Origin of the sequence: Xanthomonas hortorum, assembly GCF_024339125.1 — a bacterium.
GTDB lineage: Bacteria > Pseudomonadota > Gammaproteobacteria > Xanthomonadales > Xanthomonadaceae > Xanthomonas > Xanthomonas hortorum.
Genome location: NZ_CP101417.1, coordinates 4,081,756 through 4,099,663 on the forward strand (window position 1 = coordinate 4,081,756; position 17,908 = coordinate 4,099,663).

At 58.7% G+C, this 17,908-nt stretch carries 9 protein-coding genes and 4 pseudogenes; 9 read left to right on the top strand and 4 right to left on the bottom strand.

Going from position 1 to position 17,908, the window contains the following annotated elements; all coding sequences use genetic code 11:
- Nucleotides 1-168 precede the first annotated feature (168 nt).
- Nucleotides 169-292 (top strand): annotated as a pseudogene (locus NMB96_RS17505) (IS5/IS1182 family transposase); the annotation flags it as partial.
- A gap of 39 nt (nt 293-331) precedes the next feature.
- Here the strand turns inward: NMB96_RS17505 and NMB96_RS17510 are convergent.
- A complete protein-coding gene (locus tag NMB96_RS17510; protein ID WP_011037248.1) occupies nt 332-607 on the bottom strand; it encodes a DUF3577 domain-containing protein in 276 nt (91 codons plus the stop codon).
- 662 nt (nt 608-1,269) lie between these two features.
- Between NMB96_RS17510 and NMB96_RS17515 the strand changes: the two genes are divergently transcribed.
- Complete coding sequence (locus NMB96_RS17515; protein ID WP_011269748.1) at nt 1,270-1,716, top strand: avidin/streptavidin family protein; 447 nt, start codon at nt 1,270-1,272, stop codon at nt 1,714-1,716.
- Between the two features lie 122 nt (nt 1,717-1,838).
- Complete coding sequence (locus NMB96_RS17520) at nt 1,839-3,569, top strand: tannase/feruloyl esterase family alpha/beta hydrolase (RefSeq protein WP_223670054.1); 1,731 nt, start codon at nt 1,839-1,841, stop codon at nt 3,567-3,569.
- 96 nt (nt 3,570-3,665) lie between these two features.
- Here NMB96_RS17520 and NMB96_RS23425 read toward each other — a convergent pair whose 3' ends face one another.
- Nucleotides 3,666-3,794, bottom strand: coding sequence for a helix-turn-helix domain-containing protein (locus NMB96_RS23425; RefSeq protein ID WP_019237642.1), 129 nt, complete (start codon nt 3,792-3,794; stop codon nt 3,666-3,668).
- A 214-nt stretch (nt 3,795-4,008) separates the two neighbouring features.
- Here NMB96_RS23425 and NMB96_RS17525 point away from each other — a divergent pair, with 214 nt between their 5' ends.
- Together NMB96_RS17525 and NMB96_RS17530 are read left to right on the top strand one after the other, a co-directional pair.
- Nucleotides 4,009-10,647, top strand: a complete 6,639-nt coding sequence (locus NMB96_RS17525) for a DUF3320 domain-containing protein (protein WP_019237643.1) — start codon at nt 4,009-4,011, stop codon at nt 10,645-10,647.
- A 35-nt stretch (nt 10,648-10,682) separates the two neighbouring features.
- Nucleotides 10,683-12,350: a DUF6119 family protein gene (locus tag NMB96_RS17530; RefSeq protein WP_164517437.1), complete on the top strand. Its 1,668-nt coding sequence runs from the start codon at nt 10,683-10,685 to the stop codon at nt 12,348-12,350.
- Between the two features lie 175 nt (nt 12,351-12,525).
- Here the strand turns inward: NMB96_RS17530 and NMB96_RS17535 are convergent.
- A pseudogene (locus NMB96_RS17535) lies at nt 12,526-12,874 on the bottom strand (integrase core domain-containing protein); the annotation flags it as partial.
- Here NMB96_RS17535 and NMB96_RS17540 point away from each other — a divergent pair.
- From NMB96_RS17540 to avrBs1, 4 genes and pseudogenes are all read left to right on the top strand, one after another.
- Nucleotides 12,873-13,718: pseudogene (locus NMB96_RS17540) on the top strand (transposase); the annotation flags it as partial. The pseudogenes NMB96_RS17535 and NMB96_RS17540 overlap by 2 nt on opposite strands.
- 97 nt (nt 13,719-13,815) lie before the next feature.
- A pseudogene (locus tag NMB96_RS23430) lies at nt 13,816-13,902 on the top strand (resolvase); the annotation flags it as partial.
- A gap of 326 nt (nt 13,903-14,228) precedes the next feature.
- Entirely contained in the window at nt 14,229-15,248 is a 1,020-nt protein-coding gene (xopH, locus tag NMB96_RS17545) for a type III secretion system effector XopH (protein ID WP_313905541.1), read from the top strand.
- A gap of 99 nt (nt 15,249-15,347) precedes the next feature.
- Nucleotides 15,348-16,676, top strand: a complete 1,329-nt coding sequence (gene avrBs1, locus NMB96_RS17550; protein ID WP_225307021.1) for an AvrBs1/Avra family type III secretion system effector — start codon at nt 15,348-15,350, stop codon at nt 16,674-16,676.
- Between the two features lie 238 nt (nt 16,677-16,914).
- On the opposite strand, the gene NMB96_RS17555 is transcribed toward avrBs1, so the two are convergent.
- Nucleotides 16,915-17,838 carry a hypothetical protein gene (locus NMB96_RS17555; protein WP_029216867.1) on the bottom strand — a complete coding sequence of 308 codons (924 nt, stop codon included), beginning with the start codon at nt 17,836-17,838 and terminating at the stop codon, nt 16,915-16,917.
- Nucleotides 17,839-17,908: the final 70 nt, after the last annotated feature.

Sequence of the window (17,908 nt, forward strand, 5' to 3'; positions counted from 1 at the left end):
TATGCAACAAAATTCGTCCAAGGACTTCCATCAAGGTTCAAGGACTGCCATCCGCGTCGTCGCAACGGACGCAGAGCCCTACCGAAAAACGCACCACAGATACGCGACACTACCCGCCTCATGTTGAGCAGTGATCCATGCAACTGAACGTTCGGCGACCCTGAAGGCCTGGGCAAGCGCAAGCAGACCCGGCGCGAGATCTTTTTGGCAGAGATGGAGCGGGTGGTTCCGTGGCATCACTTGCTCGGGCTGATCACGCCGGACTATGCCGGTGTCGGGGCGGCCAGGTCGGTTGTGGATCAGTCAGAAGGACTCGGCCATTGGCGGGAGCTTATTCATCGAGGCTTTCTTCGGTTTCGACAGCGAGCTCTGCAGCTTCGGGAGCCTGTGCTTCCTGCTCGACAGGAGTGGCGGCGCGCTCGCTGGCTTCGTCTTCGGACTCGGCGGACTTCGGCTCGGCCTTGTAGACCATGTTGCCGTCGACCTTGATCCAGCTGATATACCGCAGACGAGCCTTGACACTGACGCCCTGTTCGCTGGCGCGCTCACCTTTTTCATAGGTGAAGACGTCGGTCCACAGATCGCCCAGGCGAAAGCCGATCAGCACCTTCTTGAGATTAGGCAGGGATTCGTATAAAAAACAGCCAAAAGTGAGCTAACTCACCGTCAATAAAGGATTTTTCACGAATTCCTGCCGAGCCTCGATTCGGCGTGCACCTGGGGTTACACCCCGGAACCCCAGAAAGAAAGCTGCCTCGCAGAGCGAGGCCGTGAAAGACTGCGTGCTGTCAGGAAGGAAAACGCCGCTACAAGGCAGTCACCCCGGATTATTCAGCGCGGAGGGCAAGGGCATCAGAACTCGTACTTCATCTTTGCGCTTAATGAAGGCGTCGCGCCCTCCTTCCAGAATGCTGGCCACCTGATCCCGCTTCCGGCCTCAGCTCGACGAGCTGGGCCGCCTGCATCGGCAATGGCTGTCCGACCTGGACGCCTTCAAAGACTCGCTGCGCACGCAGGGCGCAGAACCCAAGGTGCTGGAATACGTGAACGAGGCTTTCGGCAATCTGGCCGAGCGCATCAAGCAGCTTGCCAGTTAATCGTCAGGTCGGTCAACGGAGTGACACGACTGTTGGGTCTACCCCGTGTAACACCCTGACCTTCGTCAAGGATGAGGGATGGAGACACCCATCCCAGCAACGCGGACCCGGTCGGTGCTATTTAGTCGCTGGCTTGAACCGGCCACTTTTCGCTTGATTACGAGGAGAACTGATGATGTGCATGTCCATGCGTCAATATGCTGCCTGCGTTGCGCTGCTCGGAAGTTGCGTCTCGCTCGCCCAGGCCGCGCCAACCTGCAACAACCCGGTAGGCGAGTGGAAAAACCAGCTGGGTTCCACACTCACGATCACCGCTGTCCATACCTCCGGACAGCTCTTGGGCACGTACATCTCGCCTTCCGGCACCACTGGTGGGGTGTATCCGCTAGTCGGCTGGTTTGCCAACCCGGTTGCCGGGTCGACGGCATTGAGCAAACTGCCCGCCATCACTTTTTCGGTGCAGTGGGGTAATTACGGCAGCATGACTGCCTGGACCGGCACCTGTGATGCGTCTGGCGGCGTACCGGCCATCACCACAGTCTGGCACTTGGTGCGGACCGGTTCCCAGTATTCGTGGGACCACATGCTCACCAACAGCGATGTTTTCGTCCCCAAATGACAGAGAGCTGTCGCCAACAAAACGCCCAGCGCAGAGGCTGGGCGGTTGGTGACAGCTCGCAGTATTCGTGAGACCAAGGTCATAGCCGGTGCCCCCTGCTCTTCAACCAAAGGAAATGCTCAATGTTGCGATTGAACGGATTACGCGTGTTGTTACGGACGCTGGCGGCAATCGGCGCTTTGCTGACAACGGCATCGGCGTCGGCCGCCTGCGCCGACCTGCTCGCGCTGTCGCTGCCGTCCACCACAATCAGCAGCGCTACCGACGTGCCCGCCGGTGCCTTCACCGCGCCGGACGGTACCGTGCTCGACGCACTGCCGGCGTTCTGTCGCGTCGTCGGTGTGTCGCGGCCGGCCAGCGATTCGGAAATCGGGTTCGAGGTGTGGATCCCGTCCGCAGGCTGGAACCAGAACTACCTGCAGGTCGGTACGGTCGTCTTCGCCGGCAACATTCAATACAGGTCGCTTGGTTTCGCCTTGCGCCGCGGCTATGCGACCGCAACCACCGATGGCGGCCACCGGGCGTCGATCGGCGATGCGAGCTTTGCGCGCGGCCACCCGCAGAAGATCCTCGACTGGGGCTATCAGGCGCTGGCCACGACGATCTCCAACGGCAAGGCGCTGGTCTCCGCCTACACGCACCGCGCGCCGCACTATTCCTACTTTTTCGGCGCCTCCAATGGTGGCCGCGATGCGCTGATCGCAGCGCAGCGCTTTCCGGGCGCCTTCGACGGCATCATCGCCGATGCGCCTTCCAGCGCCTGGGTCCACAACGCGTTTTCCTGGCTGTGGTCGCAGGACGCCCAGTTCGGCAGTCCGGCGGCGACTATCTCGGCGGCCAAGCTGCCGGCCATCCAGGCCGCCGCGCTCGCCCAATGCGATGCAAAGGACCACACGGCCGACGGCGTGGTCAACGACCCGCGCCGGTGCCGTTTCGATCCCCGCGTGCTGTTGTGCAGCGGTGCCGAGAGCGACGCGTGTCTCACTGCGCCGCAACTGCAAACGCTCGCCGCCATCCTTGCCGGCCCGGTCAACCCGCGCACCGGCGAGCGCATCTACTACGGTTTCGAGCCGTTCGCAGTCGCCACGCCGGGGACATGGAACCAGTGGATCACCGGCAACGCCGCCGTTCCCGGCGGGGGCCATGCGGTGCTCGCCAACCAGTTCTTCGCCAACATGGTGTTCGATACCGGCAGCGCCGGGTTCGACCATACGCAAGTGAACTTCGATACCGATGTCGCCCGCGCCGAACGCAAGCCGGTCGCCGGCCAGCCGCTGGCCAGCGTCATCGACGCCACCTCCGCAGATCTGAGCGGATTTCGCGCGCGCAACGGCAAGATGATCCTGTATATCGGCTGGGAAGATCCGGTGGTTCCGCCGCGAGGCGCGATCACCTATTACGAATCGGTCGTGGCCAGGCAATGGCTGGACAACCCGCAGATCAGCAGGGCCGAGGATGCGCTTGCGCAGACCCAGCAGTTCTTCCGCCTGTTCATGGTGCCCGGCATGGGCCACTTCACCGGCGGACCCGGCACGTCGGCCTTCGGCGCGCTGTATGGGCCGCCCGCATTGGCCATCGATCGCCAGCACGACGTGTTGGCGGCGATGGAGGCGTGGGTCGAGCAAGGCATCGCCCCGGAACGCATCGTCGCGGCAAAATACGCCAATGACGACCCGGCCAAGGGGGTGGTCCGCACCCGGCCGCTCTGCCACTATCCGCAATCGGCGGTGTGGATCGGCCAGGGCAGCGCCGAAGATGCGCAGAACTTTATCTGTGTGGACAGTCCGCGCGGTGCCTACCTCGACGCGGCACCTGCGCGCGCGCCGCTGCCAAGCTCGGCGCAAAGCCGATAAGTCGGGCGTTCTTGCGCCGCGCCTGGGTATCCAGCTTAGGGCTGTCCAGGCCCAGGACCGCCATGACCTGCCCCGCCCGGTTGACGCCCAGATCGCTCAAGGTGCCTTCTCCAGGCCGACCAACGTCTTACGAGACAGGCAGCTCAGGTGCGCCAACTGCGCTTGGGACAGGCCCAGCTCAGCGCGCCGGGTCCGCACGGCATGGCCGATATCGATGAGATTCATGGCAGATGGCAAGCAAATAAAATGTCTGATATTTTGTAAATACCACCCCTGCGTGCCCTAACCTACAAGAAGCGGATCCGTCGGCCCCGATCTACCCCCCCCCACGCTGCCATAACTCTCATCTGCCGAAATGTCAGGCAATTAGCGCTAATATCGTGGCAGAGCGTAACGGGGCGTAATGCATGTTACGGGGGGGGGCACCACAGGGGATTCCATGGACGAGACACAACCGCAAGCTTCGGCCGTCGCTGCCGAACTGAAGATCGACGTAACCCTGATCGCCAAATTGAACTTGGCGGACTTTCAGAATGCAGTTCCACTGGTCCGGGACCTCTGGCTGATCAACGAAACCGATCAGGTACATGAGCAGGTCGAGTTAGTCCTGACGTCCGACCCGCCTTTTCTTAAGCCGCGCCGTTGGCGGATTGATGCGCTGGCAGCAGGCTCCCGCTATCCGATCCGCGATCTGGATGTGAACCTGGATGGTGGACTGCTGGCTCGGCTGACCGAAGCCGAGACGGCCACGGTTTCTCTGGCATTGCGTTCCGTGGCCGCGGATGCCTCCAACACAGCTCTCGCCCAGCGCGATACCCATCTTGAGCTGCTGCCACGCAATCAATGGGGCGGCATCTCGCATCTGCCCGACCTGGTCGCCGCGTTCGTTCAGCCCAACGATCCGGCCGTGGATCGGCTACTCAAGCGCACCGCCGAGGTACTGCGTCAGAACAATCGCAACCCCGCACTGGATGGCTACACCGGCGGCGCCAAGCGCGCCTGGGAACTTGCCTCGGCCCTCTGGGGGGCCACGGCTGGCATGCAACTGGACTATGCCCTGCCCCCCGCCAGCTTCGAGCAATCGGGCCAGAAGGTGCGCAGCCCCAGCCAGATCGAAAGCTCGGGCCTGGGAACGTGTTTCGACCTCACGTTGCTGTTCTGCGCCGCACTCGAGCAGGCAGGCTTGAACCCCCTGCTGGTCTTCACCGAGGGCCATGCCTTTGCAGGCGTCTGGCTGCAATCGGAGGAGTTTTCAAATACGGTCGTCGACGACGTGACCGCATTGCGCAAGCGCCTCAGGCTCAAGGAACTGGTGCTGTTCGAGACCACTCTGATCACCCAGCGCCCCACCGTTCCCTTCAGCTATGCCACCGACCGCGGTGCCCAGCAGGTTGACGAATCTCAGGATGCGGGATTCCGCCTGGCCGTGGACATCCGCCGGGCGCGGCTGCAGCGCATCAAGCCATTGGCCAGTGCAGAAGCGGCAGTTGCTGCGGTGTCAGACAGTGAAGCGACGCTGTCTTCACCCGCCGTATCAGTGATCGAAGACGCGCCTGACCTTCCCGATAGCCCGCCATTCAAAACAGAAGACGCCAGCCAACTTGATCCCAAGGACCGGTTGCTTCGCTGGCAACGCAAGCTGCTGGATCTGTCGCTTCGCAACAACTTGCTCAACTTCAAGGCCGGCAAGAAGGCACTCAAACTGGAAGCACCGGACCCCAGCACGCTGGAAGACCTGCTGGCCAGCGGCCAGTCCCTGAAGCTGCGCCCGCGCCCGGACCTGATGGACGGCGCTGATCCACGCGATCAGGCCATCTACGAAGCCCGTGAACGTGAGAACGTGCGCCGCGCGCACGCGCTGGAAGCCCTGCAGAAACGCGAGGTTTTCGTTGGCGTTCCCGAAACCGAGCTCGACTCACGTCTGGTCGATTTGTTTCGCAGCGCTCGCACGACCTTGCAGGAAGGCGGCGCCAACACGCTTTATCTCGCGCTGGGCTTCCTGTCCTGGACCCGTGAAGACCGTGACGGTCAGCGCTACCGCGCCCCCTTGGTCCTGGTGCCGGTCAGCCTGCAGCGCAAGAGTGCTCGCTCGGGCTTCACGCTCAGCCTGCATGACGATGAGCCTCGCTTCAATCCGACCTTGATCGAGATGTTGCGTCAGGACTTCGAACTGAACCTGGGCGCGGTCGAAGGCGAACTGCCGAGAGACGATGCCGGCTTGGACGTCACTGCGGTCTGGAAGGCTGTCGGCCACGCGATCAAGGACATCAAGGGCTGGGAAGTGACCGAGGACGTGGTGTTGTCCATGTTCTCGTTCGCCAAGTACCTGATGTGGAAAGATCTGGCCGAGCACAGCGAGCAGTTGCGCGAGAACCCGGTCGTGCGCCACCTGCTGGACACCCCGCGCGATGCCTATCCTCCGGGTGCTCCGTTCCCGCAAGTGCGCGAACTGGACCAGCACTTCGACCCCAAGCAGGTGTTCTGCCCCTTGCCGGCGGATTCCTCGCAGTTGTCGGCCGTGCTGGCCGCCTCGCAGGGCAAGGACTTCGTGCTGATCGGTCCCCCTGGGACCGGCAAGAGCCAGACCATCGCCAACCTGATCGCCCAATCCCTGGCACAGGGCCGGCGCGTGCTCTTCGTGTCCGAGAAGATTGCGGCGCTGGACGTCGTCTACCGGCGCCTGCGCGAAATTGGCCTGGGCGAGTTCTGCCTGGAACTGCACTCGAGCAAGGCCCGCAAGCTCGACGTGCTGGCGCAGTTGCAGTCGGCTTGGTCCAGCAGCGGCCAGACCGATGCCGAGCAATGGCGGGCCGAAGCCGAGAAGCTCAAACGTCTGCGCGATGCGCTGAACATCTATGTGGAACGCCTTCACCAGCGTCGCCGCAACGGCCTGAGCCTGTTTGATGCTATCGGCACCGTCAGCGCGGGACACGACATCCCGACACTCCCCTTGGCCTGGCTCTCGGCCGATCAGCACGATCATGCCGGCATCGACCAGTTGCGCAGTGCCGTGGACCGCTTGGAAGTCAATGCACAAGCCATTGGCCATGCCGCGCTGGCGCAGCACCCCTTGGCGCTGGTCGGCCATAGAGACTGGTCGCCCACCTGGCAACAGCAACTGATCGCCGCTGCGCGTGACGTGCTTCCCGCCGCCCAGGCGACAATCGAGTCAGCCCACGCGTTTGTCCAGGCCATTGGCCTGCCCTCGCCCTTGTTGACGCCCGAAACCTGCGAAGCGCTACTGCTCCTCGCCCAACGTCTCACTTTGGCAGCGGGACACGATTGGCGCTTTGTCCTGCGGCCCGACGCACGCAGCCTGAGCCAACGCCTGCAGGAAGGTGCGGCACGGGTGCGCCGCCATGCGGAACTGAACACGCTGCTGTCCACGCCGTGGCCCGCTTCCGTCATAACCGCCTGCGCCGACGGGCTGGCCCTGCTCACCGAGCACCGGCAGACTCACGCAGAACTCGGCGAGCCCTGGCCGGTACGCATCACCGTGCAGCTCAACCAGGCGCTAGGCCTGCTGGCCCAGCTCAGCGAGCATCATGCGGCCCTGTCGGTTCCCTACGGCAAGACGATCGAACAGCTCGACGTCGCCCAGTTGCAGCAAATGTGGGAACAGGCCGAGCAGACGTTCTGGCCCAAGTCGTGGCTGGGCAAACGCAAGGTCACAACTCAACTGTCCAGCGCCACCACAGGCGGCTCGCAGCCTGACGTCGCCAACGATCTGCAGCATTGGAATGCCATCCGCGCCTTGCGCCAACGGATCCAGGCAATCGATCCAGGCCAGCAGTGTGCGGACGTCTGGGCAGGACTTGACACACAACAGGACAAGGTGAGCACGGCCCTGCGCTGGCAAATCGCCCTGGCTGCCGTACTCGAAGGCCAGGCCTGGGAAGACGACGGCTTCGACGCCATCGCCGGTGGCCAATGCGGAGCCACCCTGCAGGCCGATCTGCAACGGGCACGACGACTGCGCCAGCTCGACCAGGACATTGCTGCACATGCATCGCTGGAAACGGCGACCGACGGCCTATGGGCAGGCCATGCGACGCAATTCAACTGCCTGCGTGCCGCACTCGACTTCCTTAGCGACTGGCGCAGCCATGCCCAGCAAGGTGCATTGGATGCCCACACCTTGGTTGAGGAAGGCGCTTGCGGCCCCACGCTGGCACGCGACCACCAGACGCTTCGCCAGCGGGCCGATATGGAACAGGCGCTGGCTGCCCTGGACGACTTGCGCGAGTCCACCGCAGGCTTGTGGAAAGGTCTCGCGACCAACCTGGATGACCTCGAACAGGCCTGCCAGCTCCGAGAGGATCTGGCAGCCGTGCTGGCCCGCCTGGCCACTACGCCCGAACATATCTCTGCCTGCAAGGCACCGCTGCATACGTTATTGGGCGATGCCAATGCACTGCTGGAGCCAGGTGGTCGAATCGCGCTGGCCGGCGCCCGATACGTGGAAAAATGGGAACAGCTGCTACCCCGGCGCGAGGCACTCGCGACCACCGGACATTTTGCCGAGGCCGCCCAGACGCAGTGGCAGTCCATGTCACTCGACGGGCTGATCGAGCAAAGCCAGTCCATCGTGCGCGCCGAACACGGACTGCGCAGCTGGTGCGCATGGCGCCAGGCGCGCGACGAGGCGCTGGCACTGGGGCTGGCCACGCTGGTCCAGGGCATCAAGCAAGGCCAGGTCGGCCCGGACCAGGCACGCCGAACTTTCGAGGCCAACTACGCGCGCTGGTGGCTCAACGCCGTGGTCGATCACGAGCCGGTCATCCGCGGCTTCGTCAGCGCCGAGCACGAACAGCGCATCCGCGATTTCCGCGAGCTCGACGAGCGCTTCACCGCCCTGACCCGGGACTGGCTGCGCGCCCGCCTGTGCGCCGACCTGCCCTCGCAGGACAACGTCAGCCGCAACTCCGAATGGGGGCTGCTACGGCACGAGATGGGCAAGAAGCGTGCGCACCTGCCCTTGCGCGAACTGATGGCCCAGATTCCCGAGGCGCTGACCAAGCTCACGCCCTGCCTGCTAATGAGTCCCCTGTCCATCGCACAGTACCTCCAGGCCGGGGCAAACGCCTTCGACCTGGTGATCTTCGACGAAGCCTCGCAGATCCCAGTCTGGGATGCGATCGGCGCCATCGCCCGCGGCCACCAGGTCGTCATGGTCGGCGATCCCAAGCAGTTGCCGCCGACTTCCTTCTTCGACCGCGCCGAATCCGGGCTGGACGACGAAGACGTCGAGGCCGACCTGGAGAGCATCCTCGACGAGTGCATCGGTGCTAACCTGCCGACACGGAATTTGAACTGGCACTACCGCTCCCGTCATGAAAGCCTGATCGCGTTCTCCAACCATGCCTACTACGACGGCGGACTGGTCACCTTTCCTTCCCCCGTCACCAACGATCGCGCGGTCAGCCTGCAGCCAGTCTCCGGCACTTACCAGAAAGGCGGTACACGGACCAACCCGGCCGAAGCGAAGGCGCTGGTGGCCGACGTGGTGGCGCGCCTGACGGCGCCTGGCTTCCGCGAAAGCGGGCTCACGATTGGGGTGGTCACCTTCAATGCCGAACAGCAGAAGCTGATCGAGGACCTGCTCGACGAGGCACGCCGCCAGGATCCAAGGCTGGAGCCCTATTTCGCCGAGAGCGAACTGGAACCGCTGTTCGTCAAGAACCTGGAAAGCGTACAGGGCGACGAACGCGATCTCATCTATTTCTCCATCACTTACGGTCCGGATCCCGCAGGCCAACTGGCCATGAACTTCGGTCCGCTCAACCGTCAAGGTGGCGAGCGCCGGCTCAACGTGGCCATTACACGCGCACGTCACGAACTGCGTGTATTCGCCAGCTTCCACGCGGAGCAGATGGATTTGGCGCGAACGCAAGCAATCGGCGTGCGCGACCTCAAGCACTTCCTGGAATTCGCCGAACGCGGTGCCCGTGCGCTGGCAGAAGCCAACTGCGGCAGCCTGGGTGGCTTCGACAGTCCCTTTGAACAGGCCGTGGCCGCAGCCCTGGCCCGGCGCGGCTGGCACGTCCAGCCGCAGATCGGCGCCTCCTCCTTCCGCATCGACCTCGGCATCGTCGATCCCGACGCGCCTGGACGCTACCTGGCAGGTGTGGAATGCGATGGCGCCACCTACCATCGCAGCGCCACCGCACGCGACCGCGACAAACTGCGCGAGCAAGTCCTGCGCGGCCTGGGATGGGACATTGTTCGCGTCTGGTCCACCGACTGGTGGATCGATCCGGCCGGCACGCTCGACAGACTGGATGCCCGCTTGCAAGCCGTACTCATAGCCCAGCGCGAGCAGCGCGCCGAACAGGCCGAGCGCGATGCCGAGGCCGAGAGCCTGGCGCAAGCGGCCATCGCGCAGGCCATAGCATCGGTGACGAAGCCAGACGGGGAAATGGCGCCCCCAGCTCAGGACGCGGACCCGATCGCACCGGAAGTCTCGGCGACAGCTCCATCACAGCAAGTCGAGGAAGTCTTTGCTCGCCAGGTCTCCGCAGAAGCAGCCCATGCCAATGCCGAAGAAACAACGCCACCGGAAGCCTCGCTCTATCGGATCACCGATCCCGCCGAAGCTGTGACCGGCGCCAATCCCGATCGCTTTTTCGACGGTGAGTACAACGACATCCTGTTGACCATGATCGCCCACGTCGTCGATCACGAAGGGCCCGTGCTCGACGCCCTGCTGGCCCGCCGCATCGCCCGTGCCCACGGCTGGCTGCGTACAGGCGGACGCATCCGAGAGCGCGTTTTCCAAATCGCGCGTCCCCGCTATCGGACGACCGATGAAGAAGTCGGCACGTTCTACTGGCCCGAGCATCTGGATCCTGCGACAGAGCCTCCCTTTCGCGAGCCCGCCGACGAGGACAGCGTGCGGGCCGCTGATGAGATCAGTATCGCGGAATTGGCCTCCCTGGCTCGCGCCGTCATCGCACAGGGCACCCAAGGCGAAGGGATCTATCAAGCAATGGCGCGCAGGCTCAGGCTCCAACAGCTACGAGCAGCCAGCCGGGCACGTCTTGAAAATGTTGTGCGCTCTCTGCGTGCAGAGCCATGACCTGAAGAGTTCGCCGACAGAACATGGAGGGAGCTATGCCAAAAACCAGGCAACTCGGACAAAAAAATGCGGCTATCACAACGACGCTTTCACTACGCCTGCTGCGTCCCGATAGGACAGTCGAGCAAGCGATCAGAGATACGAGCGCTGTGGCAGAGGTTGAGTGTGATTCTGGTCGCTTGTTTATAGCACAAGCTCCTGGAACTCCCCCCACTTGGCTCAGGGTCGTGAACCAGTTCACCAAACAGGGAGACCTGAAACTCGAGAACAAGAGCTGTGCAGCAGTCCTATTTCTCGATATTCAGCCAGATGACAAGAGATTGCGAACTCGCACCTTTGCGCTTACGTTCGGCAGCGGTCACCATGCCCTCGATACCGATGCATTTGTCCGAAACTTCGGCCTGAAGGTCACGCTCAACTCTGTTGCGCGGGGCGCACTAAAGAATCTTGATATCGCCACGCTCGACAGTACGACCATTCAGAAACGCATTCAAGCAAGTAGAAAAGCCGATCTACAGGGTTTTGGAATTGATCTCCAGAACGATCTGTTGCGTCTCGCCGGTGGAGTTCCCACCGACACGTCATTTGCAAATGCGCTTGCAGGAAGAGACGCACTCACCCTAACCAGCAAGCTCTCAGCAACTGAAATTCCTGAAAAATGCAAAACGGCGCTTAGGCTATTTGACGCCAACGATTACAAGAAAGACTATTCCTTTATTGATCAGATAATTCCCGTCCTGGACAAGAAAACACTTGCAGATCTCGATGATATTGTCTTTAAAGAAATAAAAACCTTACTTGATGGAAAACCGTCAGACTTACACATAACTCTGCCGGAGATCATTGATCCGGAAGAGTCGAGTGACTTCGGATATTTCGGCATAGGCTTCAACTCTGGATCGAAGAAATCTTACGGCGAGCTTGCCATCGAGGACTATATTCTCGAATTACAGGCTGGACGGCCACAAGAAATTTCTGACATAACAGAATTAAAGGCTAGCCATGAGATCCGAGTTGTAATTGACGGTCACGGAGATCGCCAGAGGCGGCGACGAGTCTATGATTGTTTTGTGTACGAAGTGATCTACAAGAAGAAAACCTACGTGCTTTTCTCTGGAGAGTGGTATTGCATCGAAAGCAAGTTTTTCGACGCAGTGGAAAAAGACTATCAGGCGCTACTGGGGGTTTCATTCCACTTAAAAACGAAAGCCAAAAATGAGCAAGAGCTAATCTCAGAGCTCGACAAGAATAGCAACCTGCTAAATCTAGATAAAGTGAAAGCCTCGCCGTCAGGGGCAAAGGGCGCCAATCTTGAGCCTTGTGATTTCTTATCTCGCCGAAAGGAGTTTATTCACCTAAAAGACGGCCACGGCTCCGCCCCAATTAGCCATCTATGGAATCAAGGGCTCGTCTCGGCAGAAAGCTTTATTCGTGATGACGTTTTTCGAAAATCCATGCGAGACTCGGCAATCAAGCGACAAAAGGCTGCAAAAAAGTCAAAATTTGAGCTATTGCTACCCGATGGCCGTTCAAAAGTAACTTCCACGGACTACAAGGTGGTTTTTGGCATAATGCGACATCCGTACCAGCGGAGCAAACGACTCGGCCTTCCGTTTTTTAGCAAAGTGAGTCTTCGTGCCGTCGCAAGCCGGATCCAACTAATGGGCTATGCCGTGGAAGTACACCTTATTGAAAAGACATAATAGGCATGTAAGAAACCATGGAGGTTACGCTGGAACCTACTGGAGATGGCTCCAGCACGATCGACCCACTCGATCATCAACAGATCGCGTAAGTCCGCGTAAGTAAAGGGATTATCTGCGAGGGAATTAGCTCAATTGGTAATCCCCCCGCTTTTAGCGGACTCCAGAAGTGGAGTTATGCAGCCATTGCCAGTTTCATCGCTGGCGTGATGCCGCCTAGCGCCATGTTCGGGCTCATGGTTGTAAGTCCATAGCCAGCGCGTGGCTTTGTCCTGCACCTGCTCGATGGTGTCGAACAGGGTGCGGGCCAGCCAGGCGTAGCGGACCGTGCGGTTGTAACGTTCAACGTAGGCGTTCTGTTGTGGCTTGCCCGGCTGGATGTGCTCGATGCGGATGCCGTTGCGTTCCGCCCACGCCAGCAGTGCTGCGCTGATGTATTCGGGCCCGTTATCGCAGCGAATGACGCGCGGCTTGCCGCGCCACTCGATGACCTGCTCCAACGATCGGATCACCCGGGCAGATGGCTACTACCACGTGTCTGACAAATACGTGGCGCTGTTCAGCCACTTCATTCCCTGTGGCGTGCACGAGGGCATCTACATCCTCGACGGCCTGTTGGCCAACACTTCCGACATCCAGCCTGAGATCGTCCATGGGGACACGCAGGCCCAAAGCTATCCGGTCTTCGGCTTGGCCCACATGCTGGGTATCCAGCTGATGCCCAGGATCCGAAACATCAAGGATCTGACGTTCTTCCGACCCGAACCGGGCAGGGCCTATAAGAACATCCAGGCGCTATTCGGGGACAACATCGACTGGCAGCTGATCGCCACCCATCTTCACGACATGCTGCGTGTGGTGATCTCCATCCGACTGGGCAAGATCACCGCGTCCTCGATCCTGCGCCGGCTTGGCACCTACAGCCGGAAGAACAAGCTGTACTTTGCTTTTCGGGAGCTGGGCAAGGCTGTTAGAACACTGTTCTTGCTGCGCTACATTGATGACAACAAGATTCGCAAAACGATTCATGCCGCGACCAACAAGAGCGAGGAGTATAACGGCTTCGTGAAATGGGTCTTCTTTGGCAGCCAAGGGATCATTGCTGAGAACGTCCAACACGAGCAGCGCAAGATCATCAAGTACAGCCAGCTGGTGGCCAACATGATCATCCTCCACAACGTGGAGGGTATGAGCCGGACGTTGGCTGAGATGCGGAAGGAGGGGGTCGAACTGACGCCCGAGATCCTGGCCGGTCTGTCGCCTTATCGGACCAGTCACATCAATCGCTTTGGCGATTACCACCTAGATCTTGAAAGGGAAGTGGCGCCCTTGAGCTACACGGCCAAGGTCCTCGAACAGGCCCCATAGATGGGGAGATTACCCACGCGATGAGAAAATAGCCTTATACGTCAGCCGCTTAGGCTAGTTCTGGCCCTGTACGTAATGATTCCCTGCCGACCCTCATCTACGCAATTGCGTGGTCGACGACATCAGCGTCAAGAACGAGGCCAACGGTTTGTACTGGGACGAATGCGATGGCGGGTGGAAATGATGGACGGAATTTTCTGGGGTTCCGGCTTACACCCCCGTTCTCGGCAGCCGTGAACACGCCAATCCACTCGGCATCGCCGAACACCGGGATGTTCGCGTTGTGTGTGGCGAAACCAAGATCAGACTACCGATCTGCTGCACGGCAGGCATTTCACAGATCCGGCGCCAGGCAGGCTTCGATATCGCGATTGACGACATAACTTCCGATCACGATATAAAACTAGTTAGCGCGACAATTAAAATTAGGAGTTCTAATCCATATATAGGCGCCTGAAAATGCCGAACAAAATCTCCGGCTCAATTGCACCATCGGCCAGCAGCGACGCGATGAAGAGTGCCGACTGCGCTGAGAATATTAAAGAGGAAGTTGTATCAAAACACGTTCATCAAGCGGTTCCCGCAGAACTCGCCGATCTACCAAGCCGGCAACCACCTCGGTCAAAAACAGCACTTTATCAGGTAATCCAGAAATTCAGAGACCCTTTGCCTCTCCCGCCACCACCCACGTCACATCCTGTTCTAGCTTACGACAGGGATCTAGGATCATCCGATAATTTTCGCTCTTCGGATGAATTTGACCTCCCCGAAAGTCTCAATCCGACTGGTTGGAAAAACCTGCACGTTTCAGGTAGCGGCAGTATAGCGTCCATTGGACAGATTACTAGGTTGAGGCCGTCCAAGGAGCGCCCAGTGGTCGTTCTGGATGCTCGCGAAGAGTCGCATGCCATTGTCGGCGGTTATCCGGGTACTTGGCGTACACCAAACAACTGGGGCAATGCTGGCAAATCACGTGACGAAGCCTTGGCAGACGAGCAACAGAGGATTCAAGCGCTTAAATCGCAAGAGACGGTACATATCTTCCATCGCAAAGATGTCAAGAGCGAAGCCCGCAACCCACGCGGAGCGACGTTAAGTAAGCCACTGATTTTTAGCGAAGAAGAGCTTGTGAGAGCTGCGGGCGCCAAATATGTACGTTTAACAGTGACAGATCATCTTTCACCACGGGCGGACGATATTGATGCGTTTATTGCAATGGAGCGGGAGATGGCCCATGATGAGAGACTGCATGTACATTGTGGTATGGGCCTAGGCCGTACGACAATATTTATTGTCATGCATGACATACTAAGAAATGCTGCAATGTTATCGTTTGATGATATCATCGAACGGCAACGTAAATTTAATCCAGGGCGAAGCTTGGATAATAATAAAGACGTTTCTGACAAGGGGCGCTCAGAATTTCGTAATGAACGGTCAGAGTTCCTTCCTCTATTCTACGAGTACGCCAAGCAAAATCCAAAGGGCCAGCCATTGTTATGGTCCGAATGGCTCGACCACAATGCATAAATCGCAAGTACATTTTCGGCTATGACGGACTTGTGCTCGATGCGCTGGCGGCTTTCTCGATAAATATCAATTAATATAAATATCGAACTAATGTCCGACATGAAAGTTAATTTCTCTTCAAAAATAATAGATTCAACACCCAGTGAAGAGGAGGTCGCCACTCAGCAAGATAGTTATACGAAATCTGGACTGGTGGCGCCATCGCTCGATTCACAAGCCTTGAAAAAAGCACCTAGAAAAAGAGTAATAAAAGAAAATATAGCTGCTTTGCACACCTCATCGTTAGAGCGAGTTCATCAAAAGAAGGTATTAGTTCAGAATTTAGCGCAGTTGCAGAGAGGGTTGGCTAAGATAAATGGTAGAGTCGAACTCGAAGAGCTAATTGATGGATTTTCAGTCAAGGAATTGCTAATAAAAAGAAATCCAAAGATTGCTGAAGAGTATGGAGAAGGAAATCCTTTAATGATTCGATCTCTAAGATTTTCAAACCCCCAAGAGGTGACTAGTAAGCTTGGGGCGGAAGGAAAAACGCCAGCCAAAAGAGAGGTTGATACGATTTGCAATAAATCCACGCTGCATGACATTGTCATGACGCCCGCCTCCCTTGTAAAAAAGGAAGTGCGGATGAACCTGATATCTGAAGTCCCAAGGGCGAAGGATAAACAAAAATACAGAGGTCTTCCTTCAGTCGTATATGGCCAAAGCAGCCGCCGTAGTGAATCAGACTATCTAACGTCTCGAAATGGTTTCGGCGACGTGCACTCTTTCAAATCCAATAACGCATTTAATTCCGACTACGAAAAAATATGTGGGTCGCTTAGCCATGCCGAAAAGCTGGGGTTAATTGAAAGGAATCTTACTCCCTTTATAAGGCATGATCCAGATAGAATCTCCACCGACTTTGTTCACTCTATTGAAGAATTGGCTGAACACCAGATGCTATTGCAATCAAGAAAACCTGCCAGTGCTTTGCGGCATAATGAATATTGCACCAAGCTTGAACTGTGGGATGCTAAAGCTATAGCAGTTGGTGAATCTCGTGCCTTGGCGGTCGCTACCCTGATTGAATTTAATTTGGAGATGTTGTCGATAGCACAAGAGATAGATGATGATGGGCACAAGAGTAAAATGGTCGCCGATTTTATCGAGCGCCAACTATCATGGCTTGGCCCACAAACCGCACTTGACAGCAAGTCAACGCTTGAAAGGGTTTCAGCGGTGACCATACAAGAAAGGGAATTTATTGCTAATGAGATTAGCCGATCGTTGCGTCAAGGTGTTTCACTTTGCACTTACGATAAAGATGAAGCAGGAAGTCATATCCGTGAAATGAGTTTGTTGGATTTTAGGGTTGAAGAAATCATAGAGGGGATAAGTATTTTTATTTCCTCCAAGCTTTTACATGTTACAAATGCAGGAGAAGCGTAAGAGAAGAAGTATCCGCCACAATCGAAGCGGCGGACCGACGTCCTTACGCCCTTCTGGAGGGTCGGCAGGGATTCGTGTAAAAGACCTTTGCTGAGAGCCAGTTAGCTCACTTTTGGCTGTTTTTTAAACGAATCCCTGCCGACCCTCAACATGGCGCCAGTTTCGCACCAGCCCACTCCGGCGGCCATGGGAAATCGGTACTGGCCCATCGCCCCCCGTTGTGTCTGAGGTATTCGCCTCAACGGAAATACGGATAGTCCCTGCGCACCCGCTCCTCCACCGTCACGGCGAGCGGATGCGACGCACACTCGGTCAGGTTGCGCAGGATAGCCCAGGGCGTGTCAATCAGCAGATGGTCGGTGTCGAAATGCGGCAGGCCGTCGCGCTGGCGCAGTGCCTGCACGGCGAGCAGTTCGGCTGGGTAGACGCGATCGATGTCCTTCTCAAACTCGTAGGTGTTGCGCTCGGTGCCATCCTTGCTGCGGGCGATGTGCCAGTCGGCCGCGACCTGCATGGCCGCCTGGAAAGCCGCTGCGTCGGTGCTGCGCCAGTGTTCGAGCACGGCCTGGTATTCGGGGATCAGCGGGTGCACAGGCTGGTAATGGGTCGAAATGCCGAAAGCCTGTGCGAACAGGAAAATCAGGAAGGCGTCGTTAGTGCCTTTACCCCACCCCTCGCGACGCCACTCATCGGGCTTCAGGGCCTGGTCCTTTTGCGCGACCTGGACCAGGAAGCGGGCACCAGCCTCGGTGGCCTCCCACTGCGAGAGCATTGCGGTGGCAGCCACCTTCATGCTGGTCCAGAACGGTAGCAGCGGCTGCCTCTCAGTGGTCCAGGCCAGGGTCACGGCGGCCTCGAAACGAAATGCGATTGAGCGCATCGCCACCGCCCAGCACAGCGGCTGGGCGAGTTCGTCCAAGCGGCCCTGGCCGCTGAGGGCGCAGGCTTGGACCGCATACACATGGCCAGCCCAAGTTAGTTCCATCCAAAGTTTGCCCGACACGGGGCCGGATGCCGCAAGATAGTTCTCTATGTTGTCGAAATATCGCTGTGGTTCATTGTCCCGGCTGGCGTGCTCGATCCAGCGATCACACCGCTTGAAGGTCTTCTTCAACGAAGGATGCCACGTGGGCAGGTGTTGGTCGCTCTTGTCTTTTGCCATCAACTCATCCTCGGGCCGCGCTGAGCTAGCGTGCCGGATCATCTCCGCGATGGAGTCTTTACTGCTGATT

Excerpts from the sequence above, each read along its gene's own strand:
- NMB96_RS17520 (WP_223670054.1), top strand. The coding sequence starts at position 1,839 with ATGTTGCGATTGAACGGATTACGCGTGTTGTTACGGACGCTGGCGGCA.
- xopH (WP_313905541.1), top strand. The coding sequence starts at position 14,229 with ATGAAGAGTGCCGACTGCGCTGAGAATATTAAAGAGGAAGTTGTATCA.
- avrBs1 (WP_225307021.1), top strand. The coding sequence starts at position 15,348 with ATGAAAGTTAATTTCTCTTCAAAAATAATAGATTCAACACCCAGTGAA.
- NMB96_RS23425 (WP_019237642.1), bottom strand. The coding sequence starts at position 3,794 with ATGAATCTCATCGATATCGGCCATGCCGTGCGGACCCGGCGCGCTGAG.
- NMB96_RS17530 (WP_164517437.1), top strand. The coding sequence starts at position 10,683 with ATGCCAAAAACCAGGCAACTCGGACAAAAAAATGCGGCTATCACAACG.
- NMB96_RS17525 (WP_019237643.1), top strand. The coding sequence starts at position 4,009 with ATGGACGAGACACAACCGCAAGCTTCGGCCGTCGCTGCCGAACTGAAG.
- NMB96_RS17555 (WP_029216867.1), bottom strand. The coding sequence starts at position 17,838 with ATGGCAAAAGACAAGAGCGACCAACACCTGCCCACGTGGCATCCTTCG.
- NMB96_RS17515 (WP_011269748.1), top strand. The coding sequence starts at position 1,270 with ATGATGTGCATGTCCATGCGTCAATATGCTGCCTGCGTTGCGCTGCTC.